At 53.8% G+C, this 18,052-nt stretch carries 12 protein-coding genes, 1 tRNA gene and 1 pseudogene; 6 read left to right on the top strand and 8 right to left on the bottom strand.

Going from position 1 to position 18,052, the window contains the following annotated elements; translation table 11 throughout:
• Positions 1-237 precede the first annotated feature (237 nt).
• Positions 238-1,596, bottom strand: a complete 1,359-nt coding sequence (locus tag JXO50_05245) for a cytochrome C (protein MBN2332496.1) — start codon at positions 1,594-1,596, stop codon at positions 238-240.
• Positions 1,586-3,028: a sigma-54-dependent Fis family transcriptional regulator gene (locus JXO50_05240; GenBank protein ID MBN2332495.1), complete on the bottom strand. Its 1,443-nt coding sequence runs from the start codon at positions 3,026-3,028 to the stop codon at positions 1,586-1,588. The genes JXO50_05245 and JXO50_05240 overlap by 11 nt, the downstream gene beginning before the upstream one ends.
• Positions 3,029-3,662: 634 nt before the next feature.
• Between JXO50_05240 and JXO50_05235 the strand changes: the two genes are divergently transcribed.
• Positions 3,663-4,454, top strand: a complete 792-nt coding sequence (locus JXO50_05235; protein MBN2332494.1) for a cytochrome C — start codon at positions 3,663-3,665, stop codon at positions 4,452-4,454.
• Positions 4,455-4,523: 69 nt separating this feature from the next.
• Positions 4,524-6,398 (top strand): PAS domain-containing protein, encoded by a 1,875-nt coding sequence (locus JXO50_05230; protein MBN2332493.1) that lies wholly within the window; start codon positions 4,524-4,526, stop codon positions 6,396-6,398.
• Here JXO50_05230 and JXO50_05225 read toward each other — a convergent pair.
• Positions 6,395-8,179 carry a KamA family radical SAM protein gene (locus JXO50_05225; GenBank protein MBN2332492.1) on the bottom strand — a complete coding sequence of 595 codons (1,785 nt, stop codon included), beginning with the start codon at positions 8,177-8,179 and terminating at the stop codon, positions 6,395-6,397. The genes JXO50_05230 and JXO50_05225 overlap by 4 nt on opposite strands.
• Before the next feature lie 288 nt (positions 8,180-8,467).
• Here JXO50_05225 and JXO50_05220 point away from each other — a divergent pair.
• Positions 8,468-8,543 (top strand) — tRNA-Gly (locus JXO50_05220).
• 274 nt (positions 8,544-8,817) lie between these two features.
• On the opposite strand, the gene JXO50_05215 is transcribed toward JXO50_05220, so the two are convergent.
• From JXO50_05215 to JXO50_05205, 3 genes are all read right to left on the bottom strand, one after another.
• Positions 8,818-9,135, bottom strand: a complete 318-nt coding sequence (locus JXO50_05215; GenBank protein MBN2332491.1) for a UxaA family hydrolase — start codon at positions 9,133-9,135, stop codon at positions 8,818-8,820.
• A 19-nt stretch (positions 9,136-9,154) separates the two neighbouring features.
• Positions 9,155-10,315, bottom strand: a complete 1,161-nt coding sequence (locus JXO50_05210) for a UxaA family hydrolase (GenBank protein ID MBN2332490.1) — start codon at positions 10,313-10,315, stop codon at positions 9,155-9,157.
• A 174-nt stretch (positions 10,316-10,489) separates the two neighbouring features.
• A complete protein-coding gene (locus tag JXO50_05205) occupies positions 10,490-11,356 on the bottom strand; it encodes a hypothetical protein (protein MBN2332489.1) in 867 nt (288 codons plus the stop codon).
• Between the two features lie 116 nt (positions 11,357-11,472).
• On the opposite strand from JXO50_05205, the gene JXO50_05200 reads away from it, so the two are divergent.
• On the top strand, positions 11,473-11,619 hold the full coding sequence (locus JXO50_05200) for a hypothetical protein (protein MBN2332488.1): 147 nt from the start codon (positions 11,473-11,475) through the stop codon (positions 11,617-11,619).
• A 186-nt stretch (positions 11,620-11,805) separates the two neighbouring features.
• Here JXO50_05200 and JXO50_05195 read toward each other — a convergent pair whose 3' ends face one another.
• Complete coding sequence (locus JXO50_05195) at positions 11,806-12,006, bottom strand: cold-shock protein (GenBank protein ID MBN2332487.1); 201 nt, start codon at positions 12,004-12,006, stop codon at positions 11,806-11,808.
• A gap of 111 nt (positions 12,007-12,117) precedes the next feature.
• A complete protein-coding gene (locus JXO50_05190; protein MBN2332486.1) occupies positions 12,118-13,377 on the bottom strand; it encodes a DEAD/DEAH box helicase in 1,260 nt (419 codons plus the stop codon).
• A 582-nt stretch (positions 13,378-13,959) separates the two neighbouring features.
• Between JXO50_05190 and JXO50_05185 the strand changes: the two are divergent.
• Both JXO50_05185 and pyk read left to right on the top strand, forming a co-directional pair.
• A pseudogene (locus JXO50_05185) lies at positions 13,960-16,519 on the top strand (amino acid permease).
• A 10-nt stretch (positions 16,520-16,529) separates the two neighbouring features.
• Entirely contained in the window at positions 16,530-17,960 is a 1,431-nt protein-coding gene (pyk, locus tag JXO50_05180; GenBank protein ID MBN2332485.1) for a pyruvate kinase, read from the top strand.
• Positions 17,961-18,052: the final 92 nt, after the last annotated feature.

Below are 18,052 nucleotides of genomic sequence, written 5' to 3'. Positions count from 1 at the left end.
AGGAGAGGGGCTGAATTTGCCAAGACGTAGACCAAGAAAGACCGATATGACTATTGGGCATCTACCCCACACCACCATCAAGGACTGGGGTAAATACCCAACACATCTTTTACCAAATAGAGACTGGGCTGATCAAATACAGGGAGATCATGAGAAGCGAGCGGCGAGAAAAGAGTAAAGAGACAACCACGCTAACCTTGGCTGGGTAATGGGGCAAAGATAAGAACTGCTATAATCCTATTGGACCTCTTTGCTGCCATAATCAACCGGCTGCTGGCGGTCATAGGCCTTGCGGCTGTGGCAGCCGGGGGCACAGCTGCCGCCGGTGGGGGTCAGGGCCAAGCGCAGGGGAATCCGCCAGTCACCGAAAGCTGCCCCTTCCTGATTGATCAATTTCTCGCCATTGCTTGCATGGGCCTGGTGGCAGGCACGGCAGGTCCGCCCTTTGCGGCGGTTGGCCACATGAAGGTAGTGGAGATTCTGTTTGCCATTACGAAAGCTGGTATAAATGGTGGTATCGGCAAAACGGAGGAGGTTTTTTTCATGGCAGGAGAGGCAGAAATCATAGTCGCTGTCCCGGTAGGGGGCATAAAAGGATTCCGGGTAGGCGGCGCTTAAGAGGCGGAAATAATCGGAACCATGGGGCTGGTGACAGGCGGCGCAGCGGCCGTCCGCCACGGGCCCATGAAGAACCTTTTTATCCTGGAGTTCCTTGGCGATATTTTTCAGAGGTTTGGATCGTTTCGTATCGTCCACCCCGTGGCAGCGCAGGCAGAGATCCTGCTCACGCTCCTGCAGCAGCCCGGAAACCTTGGAGAAATGAGCCGCATGACAGTTGCCGCAGCGGTCATCCTTGTAGAGGGCGGTGTGCTTCACCCTGGCCTGCTGATAGATTTTGCCAACCTGCCGATGGCAGGTAAAGCACAAGTCAGGATACTTCTCGGTCAGCAGACCCGGGTTGGCAGCACCATGGGCGCCATGGCAGGCGGTGCAGGGCTTTTTGGCGAACGGCTGATGGAGAACGGCTGCCTGCCGCTCGCCGGCGGCCAGCTCCTGGTGACAGGACAGACACAACTGCCGCGATTCCTGGCGCAACAAGGCCGGCTGATCCGCACCATGGGGGTTGTGGCACTGGCTGCAGGCCCCGGCCCCAGCGGGACCATGGACAAACTGCTCTCCAACCATGGCCGCATCATGACACTGGAAACACAATGCCTGCTGGCCATCCTTCACCACCAAGCGGGCTTCGCCCAGGTCGCCGTGGGGGTTGTGGCAGCTGAGGCAGTTCCCCTCGGCCACCGGCGCATGGGCCGTTGTGCCGGCCGGGAACCGTTCATGGCAGGAAAAACAAAGGGCGGCACCGTCAGCGGTCAAACCGAAGGATTTTTCCCCCTTGAGCGGATGCTCGGATTTTTGCTGTCGATGGCAGGCAAGACACTCCCCTTCGGCCACCGGCGCATGGGCAAGGGTCATTTGACCCAGAGTCTGGTGACATTCGGTGGTGATGCAACCGGCCCACCCCTCGCCTGCCGACACTATACAGCCCAGTACAATCACCAACAGCACCACCAGAACACAACGCTGTTCAGTTCCCATTATCATCCCGCCCCTGTTTTTCAGCTTTACCAAAGTTGAACTTTTTAATCCGGTAGCGCAGGGTATCCCGACTCATGCGCAGGCACTCAGCCGCCTTGGTCTGGTTGCCGTCCCAGCGTTCCAAAGCCAGCTGGATGAGCCGTTTTTCCACCTCTTCCAGCGAGATCCCTTCAGCCGGCAGTTCCAGCTGATCCGGGGAGAAGCGCCGGCTGCCGGCCGGCGTTCGACAATCCTCCCCATCACGGCCTTCATGGTGCCGAACCACCTCGGCACAGAGGTGATCAAGCCCCAGGGTTCTTCCTTCTTCCAACATCATCGCCCGCTCAATGGTATTCCTGAGCTCCCGGACATTGCCGGGCCAGCTGTAGTTCATCAGGTAGTCCATGGCCCGCGCATCAACATCCTCCACCTGGCGGCCATACTCGTCGTTGAACCGTTCAATGAAATAGGCAACAAGCTGGGGAATATCCATCTTGCGCTCACGCAGGGTCGGCAGCGAAATGGTCATCACATCCAGGCGATAAAAAAGGTCGGCCCTGAACTTCCCCTCTTTCACCAGTTTCTGCAGGTTCTGGTTGGTGGCGGCAATAATCCGGGCATCAATGGCCACCTCATCCTCACCGCCCAGGCGACGGTAGCGCTTGTCCTCTATCACTTTCAGAATTTTTGCCTGCATGCCGATGGGCATATCGCCAATCTCATCAAGAAACACCGTTCCCCGCTGGGCCAGCTCGAACATCCCCTTCTGCTTCCGGGAAGCATCCGTATAGGCACCCCGTTCATGGCCGAACAATTCATTTTCCAGCAGGGTTTCAGGAATGGCTGCGCAGTTGACCTCGATAAACGGCTGCTCAGCACGGCTGCTGTGCATATGGATGCCCCGGGCCACCAGCTCCTTGCCGGTACCACTTGGCCCGAGGACCAGGACCGTCTTGTCATCGGCATCGGCGGCAACCTTGATCATTTTGAACACTTCGATCATTTTCGGACAGTTGCCAACCAGATTGTCTGTTTCAAATTTTTTCTGCAGGACCTGCCGGTAGAAGGCATTCTCCTCTTTGAGACGCCATTTTTCAAATACCTGATCAATGCAGTGCTGAACACTTTCCAGGTTGAACGGCTTGCCGATATAGTCCTCGGCACCCAGCTTCAATGCATTGACGGCCGAATCAGCATGGGAGTAGGCGGTAATCATGATGATCAGCAGATCTTCATCAACCGCTTTGAATTTTTTCAGCAGATCCATGCCATTGGCATCCGGCAGGCAGATATCCAGCAGCACCATGTGGGGTTTGAACTGCCGCAGCTTGATGTCAGCCTCATGGCCATCTTCAGCCGTTTCCACCAGATACCCGCCCTCGGCCAGCATCTGCGACAACGACCAGCGGATCAGATGTTCATCATCAACGACCAGAATCCGTTTTTGACTCATGCAGCACTCCCAATGAATATGATCTTCATTCCCCGTTCCAGCCAGAATCTGCAACCTTGCACTCCTTAGGATACTACCTACCAGCTTGACTGAGCTAAAATCAACCTGAAAACATTATTTCCTGTCTGCTTTCTGCTCCAAGCAATAATCATGCACAGCAGAGCCCGGGCAATGTTCTTCAACCACACGCTTCATCCATCGGCACACTCAACAACACCAGAATACCACCGGCAAATCTGCCACCGAGCGAAAGGGATAGAACGCAGGCAACCCTCGGAAGCGATGTAAAAACAATAAAAACGGGTCCGTAAGCAATGTTTTGAAAATCCTGGACGGCGCCTGGAGAGTCGAGGTCAGGCACAAGACCCCGGCAACCGGATTCCTTTATTTTGTCTACCGGTTGATGATGGCAGACAGCGGGAGGAAAAGCATCTATTGGGCATCCGACCCAGACAAAGGGGTATATAACCCACTATCATTTTAGCCATAAAACATCTTAACATTACAGTTTGTTAATGATATTAGGTTATTACTGTGAAGCAACGGGGGTGGGCACAATCATTGCACACTGGACTATCTTTGTCCCGCAGACGGCATCTCTGCGGGGCATACAGACCATCAAAGGGAGGATACGATGAAGAGGATTTCAGGATTAACAGCAACCATGATTGCCGTCTGTCTTTGGCTGGCCTGCAGCGCTGCTGCACCGTCGGCGGCTTTTGCGGCAAACGACCAGTTGAGCAATGATGACTGCATTAAATGCCATACGGAAGCCCCCATGGATGTGGCCGCCCAGGGTGGCGCCCACAAGACCGCGGTTACCTGTATGGAGTGTCATGAAGGGCATCCGCCGACGGTCAGGGAGATCATCCCCGCCTGCAATGCCTGCCACAGTGACACCCCCCATTTTCAACTGGAAAACTGTCTGGGCTGCCATACCAACCCCCATGCGCCGCTGGTGCTGACACTGACCAAGGATATGACCGCTCCCTGCCTCACCTGTCACACGGAACAGAATGAGAAACTGCAGGGTTTCAAAAGTTTTCACTCCACCATGGCCTGTACGGCCTGCCACAACGAGCACGGGCAGATCCCCGATTGCGTCAGCTGCCATGAACCCCATGCTACTGACATGGTGCAGGCCGATTGCGGTCTCTGCCACCAGGCCCATAAGCCGCTGGTGGTGGTCTACGCCGATGACATCGCCTCGAAGCAATGCGGCGCTTGTCATGATGAAGCCTTGAACCTGCTGACTGCCAGCGCCGCCAAACACCGTGACCTGCCCTGTGCCCAGTGTCATAAGACCAACCATAAAACAATACCGGCCTGCCAGGACTGCCACGGCACACCTCATTCAGCCGGCATTCTCAGTAAATTTCCCCAATGCGGCCAGTGTCACAACACAGCCCATGACTTGAATCGCTGAACAATGTTTCCTGGCGGCCGTCGGAGTTTTCCGGCAGCCGCCAGGGAGCCTTTTATACGGAAAAAAACCATGGAGCATTCATCTGGGGATCCGGTCATTCAACAACGGGTCATTGATCTTCGCCATCTCTATCGCAGCATCACCAAGATGGCCCGTTCCGATACGGTTGATACCCTGCTGAACCATATCGTCGAGGATGTCATTGAGGCCACTGCCCTTGAGCGGCTGGTGGTGCTCTATTTTGACCAGCAGGAAAAAAACCTGGAAAGCCGGGTTTTCTATGGTTTTGAGCAGATCAGCGATATCAGCATTCCTTTCAGCAAGGTCAACGGTCTGCTGAAACGGGCCTATGCCGACCGGGAACCGCTCAATGTCCTGAAATCACCCAGCAAGAGCGGCGAACAGCCCCCTAAAGATGCCGCGGTAAAGTGCGGCATCTTCAAGGATGATTATCCCAACCGGCAGGGGGAGAACCGGCGCCGCCACATCAACCTCTGCTTCAAGGATATCGACGCCGCCAGCAAGAATGCCGCTATCAGTGAGCAGGGGCAATTCAGGCACTACTCAGTGCTCACCTACCATAATAACGACCAGACGGTTGAATCACTGATCGGCAATGCCCGTTCCTTCCTCATCATCCCCATTTTTGACAATCAAAACTTCTACGGCTATGTCCTGGCCGACAAGCCGACGGCCAAGTCGGCGGTAAGCTATGATGACGCACGGATTGCCTCTGCCATCGTTGCCCATTCGGCTACGGCAATCGGACGGGCGGTCAGACATCACGAGATGCTGCAGCGGATAGCCAAACAGAACCGGGAACTTGGCCATCACCTGGAAGAAATTGAAGAACTGAAAAGCTTTTACGAAAGCATTTTTCAGTGCCTGCGCAGCGGCCTGGTCACCGCCGACAACAGCCTGCAGATCACCCAGGTCAACAAGGCGGCCATCAACCTGCTGGGATTCAGTGAACAGGAGCTGATTGGTGCACCGATCCATACCCTGTTCAGCGCCGGCGAGGAGGAGATAAAAACGATTTTTGCCGGCGGCGGCCAGTGCATTGATCCACGGACCGGCTACCTGTCTGAATTTGAAATGATCCGCAAAAATGATGATCCGCTGCCCACCGAAGTATGCTTTTCGACAATCACCGACAAAAATGGCAAGACGGCCGGCTTAAGCTGCATTTTTCTGGACATCACCCAACGGAAGAAGATGGAAGCCCATCTGGCACGGATGGATCGGCTGGCATCCCTGGGTGAGCTGGCGTCAGGCATTGCCCACGAAATCAGAAACCCGTTGGCGGGCATTGCCGGCGCCCTGCAGATTCTCAGCAAGCAGTTCAGCCAGGAGAACCCCAGCCACGAAATTTTCAACGAGGTATTCAGACAGGTTGTCAGGCTGGATGACTTTGTCAAGAATCTGCTCCAGTTCGCCCGCCCCAACACGCCGAAGCTTGAAGCCTTGAGAATTGAGGATATTATCGACAGCGCCCTGTTTCTGGTTTCCAATCAGCTGAACAAGAAAAATATCAGCCTGGAAGTGGTCCACGGAAACACCCAGCCAAAGATTCAAGGAGACAAGGCCCTGCTGCAGCAGGTTTTTCTGAACATTATCATCAATGCACTGGATGCCATGAACGCCGGCGGCAGCCTGCAGATCAAAACCATGTGGCAGGAGTCACCCATCCAGGAGCCGATCTATTGCGCCCCGGCCCCCGACCAGCTGGTGGTGGAGATCAGCGACAGCGGCCCCGGCATTGACGACAAAAACCTCGATGCCATTTTTGACCCGTTTTTCACCACCAAGAGCCAGGGGACCGGCCTCGGCCTCTCCATTACCCACCGGATCATCGAACAACACCAGGGGACCATCTTTGCCACCAGCCGGCCGGGACACGGCACCACCTTTACCCTTTCCCTGCCGGTCAGCACCCTCAGCTAGTAATAGTTCCAGATGGACCAGTAGTCCGCAGCCGACTCACCAATCTTCTCCAGCCTTTCAAGATAGTCCAGAATCGGCACATCATGGCCGACATAGGTCTGGCTGACCTGGGAAATGTTCAGTTCCCAGGGATAGAATTCGTACACCCTGGTCCCATCGGGAAGGATGGAAAGCAGGTCACGCTGCTGCTGGGCTCGCAGGTAGTTTTTCCCCAGCCCCGGCACATTGTAGACAGCCTCATCGGTTCGCCCAAGGCCGGGCAACAACCGAGCTTCCTCTTTCTGCTCCTGCAGCAACCGGGCGATGGGAACCCTGTAGGCAAAGGTTTCCTCCTTACCCTTGGTATTGAAGGTATAGTAAGGGTCGATGCCGATGAGCCGCAGCTGACGCCGCAAGGCCACCGCTTCAAAACGCCGTGAAGTATAGAACGTATAGACCAGCTGGTTATAGACCGGAATCCCGGCCAGCCGCAGGTTATTGACGGCCGCAGCGACCTCGGGAGTCAACTCATAGACATGCTGGACATGGGTTACCACGGCCACTTCCCGCCGGCCAAGCTTCCTGAATGAACCAAGCATCCGGGCCAATTCCGCCGTTATCCTCATGGGCATGGTCACCAGCGTTCTGGTGCCGATTCGCAGCCGGTCTACCGTCGGGATAGCAGCAATGCGGCTCAGAATCGATTCCAGCATACCATCATCAAGAGCCAGGGGGTCGCCGCCGGTCACCAGCACTTCACGAATCGCCGGATGGGCTCGAAGCCAGTCGACTGCGGCATCAATCTGCTCTTCCGCCGCCAAAGCTCCCGGTGCCATGGCATCATCGATTTCCCAATTCCGCTGACAATAAACACAGATTTGGGGACACGTATTATAGGGCTTGAAGATGCAAATTGCCGGATAGCGCCGGGTTATCAGGTCAATGGGCGAGGTATCTTCTTCCCGCATGAAGTCCAGGTCACCACCAGAACGGGAGATTGAGATTTTTTCCACATAGTCAGCGGGCGGCAGCACCTGGGCCCGAATTGACCGATCCAACCCTTTTGTCTGAGCATCCATCAGCGAGAGGTAGTGGGGCGTGATGCCAAAAGGAACTTTCAGTTGGCGAGCCCGGCTCACGGCGGCTTTCTCACGGCCATCAAGAGTAATCAGATCAGCCAGCTGATCGGCACCTTGAACAACGTGCCGCAACTGCCAGCGCCAGTCCTGCCACTGCGATAAAGTCCCCGCCAAACCTGCCAGGATCACATCCCGCCGCTCCTGCCGCTGTTTGACAACCTTCGGTTCCAGACCGCAGACATAGCGCGCCAGCCGCTGTTCCACTTCCTCCCAAAGGCTGTCCAATTGCTGGGAACGGGCAACGGCCGCCTCCCGCCCCTGGAGATCGTCAACCTCAAGTGGAATATCCATCAGCACATGGTTTGGCCCCAAACCGTGGAGTCCTGCAAGCACATGATAAAAATCGGCAAAAAACGCCGTTTGCAAGTCAGGACGCGGTTTCCCCTTGGCAAGATCACTGATAACCCTGGCAATGCTGAAACCCGCCAGCCTGTCGGTACGTTTGCGCAGCATGCCACGCATGACCCTGGCACAATCACGGACGCATACCCGGGAGCTGTTATTACCAGAAGATGCTCCGTGGTAGGCGTCGTTCTCCAGCTGGGTCACCAGCAGTGCCAGTCGATCCCGCACCTGACCCAGATCAAAGGTCTGGCGGGCAATGGTGAAAAAAAGGGGGAAACTGGTAGTCAGATATTCGGCGGTAAACATTGTATAGTCAATCATGATTGCACCCTAGATTAGTATATGTTTTCAGCAAAAAATGGCAATTTGCCGAACAAGTGACCGAAGATGGGGATTGTCACGGAAATATCAAGGCATACCCATCTGCACCCTAAGTGCATCCATCCGGCAGCAATGATCGTCGCATGAATGCGCTGGGATATCCGTTACTGAACGATTAAAAAGAAGCTATAGCATATTTTTGCAACGCTGGCAAAAGGGGGCCAAAAAATCATTGACAATCTGTCGGTTTTACCGGTATGAAAAGGGCCTCATCAGTTGCTAGCTGCGGGGTTAACTCAGCTGGTAGAGTGTCAGCTTCCCAAGCTGAAAGTCGCGGGTTCGAATCCCGTACCCCGCTCCAAAAAATTCTTATAAATTCAGTTAGTTAGAACGCAAAATGGGAAGTCACTATGACTTCCCATTTTGCTGTTTTCAGCCCCTAATATCCGGTAGTTTCCACTAAAACCGGACTCAAAACCAGACTCTGCCCAGTCGCAATTTTTTACCTCTTAGCCCCAAAAGAAGTATTGGCTGCCGGAAGAAAATTATTTTGCCCAAGAGTGGTCGCAGAAACAGTTTTCACTAAAACCGGTCACTGACATAGCAAAGGTAGACAGGATGCATAATCTGCCCCATTAATCACCCTGACCAGGCAAGGGATTGCCGTCTGTATCGAGACATTTATAATCATCATTTACGTTGTGGATATGCACCCAGTCACCTTTTTTGATATCCAGCGATGCGCTGCCGATAACCTCACCATATTTAATGATTTTGATTCCTTTTGCCATATCCACAGCGGCAATTTTATGTCCAAAGGGAATATCCTGATTGCACGTATAGTTTGTTCCCTTTCCTTGGAATTTCACAGTCACTTCATCGCCGGCAACACAGTCTGCCACGACAGTCACCACGTTATCCTGCTCCGCCATTTTTTTTGCATATTTTGTCATTTTTATTTCCTCCGTTGAGTTACATCACCGGGCCCTTGATAAGAATCTCCATGCCTTCAAAATTGAGGATTTCGCATTTGGTCAATTTGCCATTAGCCACAGCCACGGCAAACTCGTATAATCTCTCACCCGCAGTTTCGATACTTTCCGTCTCCTCAATTACCGATGCAACATCTACGTCGATATGTTCTAACATGGTTTTGTTGGTTTTGCTATTACCGCAAACCTTTACCGTAGGCATAATCGGATTACCGTTTGGAGCGCCCCTGCCGGTAGTAAACAGATGCACAACAGCACCACCTGCAGCCGACCCGGTAAGATTCTCGAAACCGTGCCCAGGGAAGTTCATAATGTATCTGCCTGGCTTATCAGGGGGTATTTCAGCATAATCAAGGGTTCCTTGGATTGCAACCTTGCCCCCCTTGGCATTTGCACCCAAAGCTTTTTCCACCAGGGTCGTCAAACCGCCCGCAACATTTCCCGCAGTCATCTGGCACCCTCTGGTGTCTGCACCGACATAATAACCCCGCATATAGAGATCACGGACATAATCGACGATTTCCTCACCCTGCTGTTGATCAACGCTTAACTTTTTCAGGGCATATTCTCCGCCCATGATATCGCAAATTTCACCCTGAATGAATTTACCGCCGTTTTGGGTCATCAACCGGCACACTTCACCGGTAACCAAGTTTGAGGATAAACCTGAGGTGGTATCTGAAGAACCACATTTGGTTCCAAAAACCAATTTATCCAAGCCTGCCTTTTCTCTTTGCACCCCGCTGACTTCGGCAACGATGTTCACCAGTGCATGGGCACCTTTGGCCAAAGTATCTATCATGCCGCCGATCTCATGAACGACGACCATATCTACCGGTTTGCCTGTTTCTTTGATGCTTTCATAGATCTTTTCAGCCTCAACCATTTCACAACCAAGACCCACAACGAGAGCACCCCCCACATTCGGATTCTTGCCAAGATTTATGAGCGTTCTGGTTACCTGTTCAGTATCAGCGGGAGGGTGCAGACAACCCTGATCATGCCGGATCGCTTTTGTGCCTCGAATCAACCGTTCCAAGTGAGCGCATAGATTATTAACGCAACCAACCGACGGGATAATTGCCGTGTAATTCCTTGAGCCAACCCTGCCATCGGGCCTGTGATAACCATAAAATTCCATTTTTTCTCCTTCTCCCTAAAAATTTTACCAAATTTTGCCCCAATCACCGAAACTCGGATTCAGAGTTAATGGCAATCGAAAAATGTACCAGAAAAACTCCCCGGGGGTTGCCCGGGCGTTTCTCTAGAGACAATGATCCCCAGCTCTCTCAATTATGCACAACAAATGATCACCTCACCAATACCGGCCACTGATATAGCCAATGTAGACGGGATGCCCGCTCCGGTGTTCCTGGACCAACTTGCCAATGAGGTCCTGATATGACAGGGCGTGGAATTTGATCCCGTCAGCAATGGTGGTTTTGGCAAAACGGCAGATTTCACGCCGGTGGTCATGGCCTTCCTTGCCCAGGGCGTCATACCACAGGTAGAGCAGCCGGAAACCGGTCCTGCCGAAAGCCTTTTTCAGACCCAGAATATGCTTGATCAACTGGGCGGCATGCAGGTGGCTGAACGTTTTGTCATCAGGACTGATAGCTTGCGCCAGTTCCTTAAGCCGGGGAATGTCCTGCCAGAGATCTGCCAGTTCCAGATAAACTGGTTTGAGACCGCCATGCTGGCGGCCACCATAAGCCTCGGCAAACCTGCACTCAACGGCAAACCGCTGGTATCTGAAACTGGAAGCATTGTGAAAAACCATATCGATGTTGGGAGCTGCAGGCAGGGAACAATCGATGGGATACTTATCCTCAAAGACAATTCTTTCAGACGTACAGTTACCCTTGTTGCAGAAGCCGCAGGCAGCCGCCATCACCGGCGCCTGATCGATCTTTTGCCAATACTGGAACAGGTTGATACCAATGGCGGCAGAGGAGTGGACCGCCTGCATTTTTGCCGGCCGGTGGGGATCAGCCCCCAACTCATTGCCGTCGCCGGCCAACAAACTGTTGCGCACCTCCGGCATCAGGGGTTCAAAAAGATTATCAGCCAGGCATTCGGTATAGGCCTTGCGCCCTTTGACTCCCAGGCTGCCGATCAGCCTCAGGCCCCGATTCTCGGCCCAGCTGATCTGGCGGGCAACGATATACTCACGGGCATTCATCCTCCCCCTCCTCTCTCAGGCACATTTTTTTAAAGATCATAAACCATAATATAAATATGGCTATTACAATAAAATAATGTTATAGTCACGCAAAAAGTATCCTGGAGGTGGCATGCATGGATTGTACCGAGCGTTTCTACCGAATGGACCTGCCCCCCCAAGGGAAATCAGATCGTCCCTCTTCCCGGTTTATGGCAGAGAGGGAGGTTTCCCCTGCCACCATCAAACGTGATATTAAATATCTCCGTGACCGGTATTGGTAGCGCCAACGGCATCATCACCAATAAAGAGGGCCACGATAATCGTGGCCCTCTTTATTGCGTACATAAGAAAATAAGCTGTTACAGCCAGCTCCGGCAATAGCACCCTAAGCTGCACCTCGTTGCCGGCCGACTTCACCGCCGGAGGCAACAAAGCATCACCCGAGTTGGGTGATTTGGACGCTATGCTTACTGCCGAACAACATTGGCTGCAGACGGTCCCTTGGGGCCATCGACGATGTCGAAGGTTACCCGGGCGCCTTCATCCAAGGATTTAAACCCTTCGGCCTGAATTGCTGAATGGTGCACAAACACATCTTTGCCGCCATCTTCTTCAATAAAACCAAAACCTTTTGAATCGTTAAACCATTTCACTGTTCCTTGTGCCATCTTCTACTTCTCCTCTGTGTGGGGTTCCGATGGGAACCGCTTTTTAATGAACCGGATCATCAACAGACAACCCGGCATTGCGGTTTTGTTGCCAAAACCGTATTAATGATATTACGCCCTGGTTGCCAAGCCGACGGCCGAAAGCGCGGGCCGGCTGCGTTGAGAACTCCTTTTTCCGCGGGCGGTGCCAAACTCTCTTCCGGTCCTTGGAGCCGGTCTTTGTCTTGCCTCGTTTTCGCCGGCAATCCTGGAGGTCGGCTGAAAATCAGCAGACTTTTCATAAACCAGGTTGCTGCCGAGCGTCCGCTCAAGAGCCCTGACCATCGTCCGGTCATCGGAGGAAGCAAAGGTAAAGGCCGTCCCTGTGCAGCTGGCCCGGCCCGTACGGCCGGTCCGGTGGGTATAGGTTTCCGCCGTTGAAGGCATATCGAAATTGATCACATGGGAAATCCCGGACACGTCGATACCACGGGCAGCGATATCGGTGGCCACCAGGATATTGTAGGTGCCGCGTTTAAAGCCATCAAGGGCCAGCTGCCGTTTCTGCTGCGACAGATTGCCCTGCAATGAAGTGGCTTTACAGCCCGTTTTTTGCAGCTGCAGGGCCAGATTCTTGGCCTTGTGTTTTGTTCTGGTAAAAACAAGCGCGGTGGCAACATCTTTTTCCTGGAGAATTTTTTTAAGCAGGCTGATTTTGTTCTGCTGCTCAACCTGATAAAACACATGGGAGATGCCTTCCACCGGCTTGGCGTGATCGATCTGCACGGTAACCGGATTGGTCAGAATGTCCTCGGCCAGAGAACGGATCTCCTTGGGCATGGTGGCGGAAAAAACAAGGGTCTGCCGCTGTCTGGGCAGATTTCTTAGAATGCGGCGGATATCCGGCAAAAACCCCTTGTCGAACATGTGATCCGCCTCATCCAGAACCAGCATTTCCACAGCCGACAGATTGACAACCTTATCATTCACCAGGTCGAGAAGGCGGCCGGGACAGGCAACGACAATCTCCGCCCCCCGCTGGATTTTATTGACCTGAGCCTGTCTGCTGACTCCGCCATACACAACGATGCTCCGCAGGTGGGTGTGAACGGCCATTTTACCAAAATACTCATGAATCTGCTCGGCAAGCTCCCTGGTGGGGGCAATGATCAGCGCCCGGACTTTGTTCCTGGGGCCTGCATAAAGCCGTTGAAGAATAGGAAGGGCAAAGGCCGCCGTCTTGCCGGTCCCGGTCTGGGCCAGACCGAGAAGATCGCGGCCGGCAAGCACCGGAGGAATGCCCTCTGCCTGGATAGGGGTGGGTGATTCATACCCGCAAGCATCCAGGGCTGTTTGAATCTGGGGGTGGAACGTAAACGCGGTGAAACTCATGGAAACTCCTTGTGATAAGCAGCCACCTCCAGGATGATAAACTCTCTTTGTCGTCCTGGCCGCTGTCATGCAGCAACAATGGCTGACTGCATGGAAATAAGCAGCTGAGAGTACGTGGCTACTGGATTGTTTGTGAAATGAGCACTGATGATGTGGGCGTTTTCTACCATGCCATAGAAGGAAGAGAGTCTTTCAATTCGAGCTCGCTCATGATGCAGGTAAGATTGCCGACAGAGAGTTTCATGCCGTACTCCACGAACTTAAGCAATCAGCAAAAAACTTCTACGGTGGCGGACGATGTGAGAGAAAACAACGTGGCGGGAAACGTGAAGGAGTGTGCTACTACTTAAAGTACTATGTAGGCCGTTTATACGCCCTTGTTTTCCTCTTGGCAAGTAAAAAAGCATTAAAAATGCTAGCGCAACATAAAAAACAATAAAACTCATACCATCCCTGTCATCTACCGGCAGCCGGCCAACCTCCCGGCACCCATTTTCAGCGCCCTTTTTGCTGGTCAGCAGGAAAAGGCTATGGTAGATTCTAACATCACATGGTGAGCCGGGACTCTGATGAGCAGAAGGGATGGAGAAAGTGGCCGTCAACAACGCACAACAGGGAGAAAACAAGATTCCAGCACCTAAAGGAACCTTGGGAACCTTTGCCGGGGTATTTACTCCCAGCGTGCTGACCATTTTAGGCATCATCCTCTTCCTGCGGCTGGGTTATGTAGTCGGCAATGCGGGTTTGGCGCAGGCGCTGTTGATCCTGCTTCTGGCCAACGGCATTTCGGTCCTGACCAGCATCTCCCTTTCAGCCATCACCACCAACCTGAAAGTTAAAGGCGGCGGAGATTATTATCTTATTTCCCGCACCTTGGGACATGAATTCGGCGGCGCACTGGGAATTGTCCTTTTCCTGGCACAATCGGTTTCCATTGCCTTCTACTGCCTTGGCTTTGGTGAGGCTATCGCCGGTTTCATCTCTACCGACCTGACCATCTTCCCCCAGCTTATCGCGGCCCTGGCGGTCTCCCTGCTTTTTATTTTTGCCTGGTTGGGCGCCGACTGGGCCACCCGGTTTCAATATGTGGTGATGGCGGTTCTCTTTGCGGCACTCCTGTCATTCTTTGTCGGCGGCTTCTTGCACTGGGATTCCGGCCTCCTGGCCAAAAACTGGACGGCTCCCCGCACCGGTCTGGATTTCTGGGTACTGTTTGCTATTTTTTTCCCGGCGGTCACCGGTTTCACCCAAGGAGTGAGCATGTCCGGCGACTTGAAAGACCCGGGAAAAAGTCTGCCTGCCGGAACGTTTGCCGCCGTGGGCCTCTCAATCATCATCTACATTCTCTCCTCGGTAATCTTTGCCGCCGCCCTGCCGGCTGATGTGCTGACCAGCGACTACACGGCCATGAACAAAGTTGCCTATTTCGGCAGCTTGGTTACGGCCGGCGTGATTGCCGCCACCCTGTCATCGGCGATGGCCTCTTTTCTGGGAGCCCCCCGCATTCTGCAGTCGTTGGCTGCCGACCGAATTTTCCCCTTTCTGACTTTTTTTGCCAAAGGTTCGGGACCGAACGGCAATCCCCGCAGGGGGGTACTGCTGTCCACCGGCATCGCCTACGCCACCGTTGCCTACGGTGAACTGAACCTGATCGCGCCGGTGGTGTCGATGTTCTTTCTCATCTCCTACGGCCTGTTGAATTACGCCACCTATTACGAAGCCCGTTCACACAGTCCGTCCTTCCGGCCCCGTTTTCGCTATTTCCACCAGTGGTTCAGCCTCGTGGGGGCGCTGGCCTGCCTGGGCACCATGCTGGCGGTTGATCTGACCGCCGGCATCGTGGCCGTTGCCGTTTTATTTGCCATTTTTCAATACCTCAAGCGCACTGCAGGACCCTCACGCTGGGCGGACAGCCGCCGGTCACACCACCTGCAGCAAACCAGAATTCATCTGCTGGCAGCTGAAGCTGAACCAGAACATCCGCGTGACTGGCGTCCCCAGATTCTCGCCTTTTCCGACAACCCTGAACGCTGTTGCCAACTGCTGCAGTTTTCTTCGTGGATCGAAGGCGGCAGCGGCTTGAGCACTGTCGTTCAGATTCTCGAAGGCGAAGGGATCAAAATGCGGCGGATCAAAGAGGAAACCGAAAAACAACTGCGGCTGGACATTGCCAGAGAAGGCATCCAGGCCTTTGCCCTGGTCATGGTCGCCCCCGATCTCCAAACCGGCATCCAGGCGATAGCCCAGGCTTACGGCATCGGTGCACTGCGGGCGAACACTATTCTGCTTAACTGGCTCGGACGGCCGTCCAACCGGATTCTCCATCTCCTTGATCAGGAGTTCGGCCGCAACCTGCGGGCCGCCCGCCTCTATGGCTGCAACCTGGTCATCCTGGACGCCAAAACCGAACGATGGTCATCCCTGGCAGCCGGCAAGGAGGCTTGCACCATCGATGTCTGGTGGTGGGATAATGCCACCAGCCGGCTCATGCTGCTGATGGCCTACTTGATGACTCGCAGCGAACAGTGGAGCGAAGCCAGCATCCGACTATTGGCGGTCCACGACTCCCAATTCGGAGAGCAAACCCTTGACAGTCTGCGAATCATGCTTGAAGAGGTACGCATTGAAGCGGAACCCGTCCTGGTGGAACAAGAGGATAGGGACACCCTTACAGCATATTCAGCCGATGCCGCCCTGGTGTTTCTGCCATTTCGCCTGAAGGATAACCGCCCTCGGCAACCCGATGGAGGAGACCCTCCTCCTTTTACCGCCGGCGGCAATGGTCATGGCGGCCGAGGATATTGACCTGGCTGCAGAGCCCGAAGAGGGAGAAGCCGGTGAGCAGGCTCATATCCTTGACATCCTCCAAAGTGCACAGAAAGTCAAAGCTGCTACAGCCGCCGAAGCCGCAGAGGCGGCCGAAGAAGCTGAAAAAGCCAGGAAAAACGTGCAGGAACTTGCAGCAGCTTCTGCGGACGCCGGGGCGGCAGTCATTGCCAGGGCTGAGCACGCAGCCGAAGAAGCTGAAAAGCTAGCCGACAAACTGGCCCGCAAAGCCGCCAAAGCCGCAGCCAAGGCGGAAAACGCCAGGCGGGAAGCAGAGGCCGCAGGGATTGTGTCTGCCAAACCGGAAGAGGAATAACTGTCTTTTGATGACGGGACTGACCATGGCAAAAGCTAAAATAATCTGTACCATCGGACCCGCCTGTGATTCGGAAAAATTAGTCACAACACTGATCAAAGCGGGCATGAGTGTTGCCCGGCTCAATTTCTCCCATGGCACCCATGACGAGCATCTGAAAAGAATCAGGCTGATTCGCCGGCTGTCCGCGAAACTGGCCATTCCGGTGGCCATTCTCCAGGATCTGCAGGGGCCAAAAATCAGGATTGGCACGTTTGCAGACCCGCCGATCATTTTAAATCCCGGCGACCGGTTCACCATCACCACAAAACGTATCCAGGGCAACGAGCACTGTGTCAGTACAAGTTATGAACATCTCGCCACCGATGTGGCAATCGGCGATCAGATTCTTGTCAACGACGGCTTGATCAAGCTGCAGGTAACGGAAAAAACGGCTACTGATGTTCTGTGCGAGGTTGTCAACGGCGGCAGTCTCTATGACCGGCGGGGGATCAACCTGCCGGGGGTACACATATCAGAACCATCGCTGACAGCAAAAGATAAGGAAGATCTGCACTTCGGCCTTGCCAACGGCGTCGATTATGTCGCCCTCTCCTTTGTCAGGGATGCCGAGAGCATCCGCCAGCTCAAACAGTTGATAGGGAGTGCAAAAATTCCGGTAATTGCCAAACTCGAAAAACCGGAAGCGCTGGAAAATCTTGAGGAAATAATTCATGCAGCCGATGGCGTTATGGTAGCGCGGGGGGATCTGGGGGTAGAAATTCCTGCTTCCCGGGTACCGGTCGTCCAAAAGGAAATCATTGAAAAATGTCTCCTGGCGGGCAAACCAGTCATAACCGCCACCCAGATGCTGGATTCAATGATTGTCAACCCCATCCCCACGCGTGCCGAAACATCGGATGTTGCAAATGCGATTTTTGACGGCAGCGATGCCGTTATGCTGTCCGGTGAAACTGCCTTCGGGAACTATCCGCTCCAGTCCGTTGCCATGATGCAGGCAATCATTAAAGAGGCTGAGAAAAGGGACAGGTACTTCCGCCTCAACCCGGTTGAATCCCGCAGTTTTGCAATAAGAGAATTCTCACAATCCATCTGCCACTCGGCCTACTATGCGGCGGCGGAAATTAATGCCAGGTACATTGTCGTATTCACCAAAAGTGGGCAGACCGCCAAGGTCATGTCCAGCTTCCGCCCGGCGGTGAAGATTCTCGCACTGACTCCCAGCGAACAGACGATGCGGGCGCTGGCCCTCTATTGGGGAATAACCCCGGTACTGCTGGATACGAGCTATAATATCGCCGGTGATTTGACCCCACTGGAAGAATTTCTAAAAGAAAACCGGTGGCTGAAAGGAGGGGAAAACATCGTTGTCATAGCAGGTTCCACGCCAAGGGAAGGCGGTACGAATATGCTAAGGCTGCATAGCCTGCAGTCGCCCTGAGTTTCCGTCCTGGGACAGCCATTGGCAACCATATTTCCCTTTTAATTTTTCAGGCAAGCAGGTATGAATGGACATTGCAGCATCAACAATGA

It is taken from the genome of Candidatus Anaeroferrophillus wilburensis (genome assembly GCA_016934315.1).
In the GTDB taxonomy this organism is placed as follows: Bacteria; Desulfobacterota; Anaeroferrophillalia; order Anaeroferrophillales; family Anaeroferrophillaceae; genus Anaeroferrophillus; species Anaeroferrophillus wilburensis.
This window is presented reverse-complemented; position numbering and strand designations above follow the sequence as displayed.

What these genes read in the sequence shown, in the direction of transcription:
- pyk (MBN2332485.1), top strand. Translation starts at nt 16,530, where the DNA reads ATGACGGGACTGACCATGGCAAAAGCTAAAATAATCTGTACCATCGGA.
- JXO50_05245 (MBN2332496.1), bottom strand. Translation starts at nt 1,596, where the DNA reads ATGGGAACTGAACAGCGTTGTGTTCTGGTGGTGCTGTTGGTGATTGTA.
- JXO50_05190 (MBN2332486.1), bottom strand. Translation starts at nt 13,377, where the DNA reads ATGAGTTTCACCGCGTTTACGTTCCACCCCCAGATTCAAACAGCCCTG.
- JXO50_05235 (MBN2332494.1), top strand. Translation starts at nt 3,663, where the DNA reads ATGAAGAGGATTTCAGGATTAACAGCAACCATGATTGCCGTCTGTCTT.
- JXO50_05210 (MBN2332490.1), bottom strand. Translation starts at nt 10,315, where the DNA reads ATGGAATTTTATGGTTATCACAGGCCCGATGGCAGGGTTGGCTCAAGG.
- JXO50_05230 (MBN2332493.1), top strand. Translation starts at nt 4,524, where the DNA reads ATGGAGCATTCATCTGGGGATCCGGTCATTCAACAACGGGTCATTGAT.
- JXO50_05215 (MBN2332491.1), bottom strand. Translation starts at nt 9,135, where the DNA reads ATGACAAAATATGCAAAAAAAATGGCGGAGCAGGATAACGTGGTGACT.
- JXO50_05240 (MBN2332495.1), bottom strand. Translation starts at nt 3,028, where the DNA reads ATGAGTCAAAAACGGATTCTGGTCGTTGATGATGAACATCTGATCCGC.
- JXO50_05200 (MBN2332488.1), top strand. Translation starts at nt 11,473, where the DNA reads ATGGATTGTACCGAGCGTTTCTACCGAATGGACCTGCCCCCCCAAGGG.
- JXO50_05205 (MBN2332489.1), bottom strand. Translation starts at nt 11,356, where the DNA reads ATGAATGCCCGTGAGTATATCGTTGCCCGCCAGATCAGCTGGGCCGAG.
- JXO50_05195 (MBN2332487.1), bottom strand. Translation starts at nt 12,006, where the DNA reads ATGGCACAAGGAACAGTGAAATGGTTTAACGATTCAAAAGGTTTTGGT.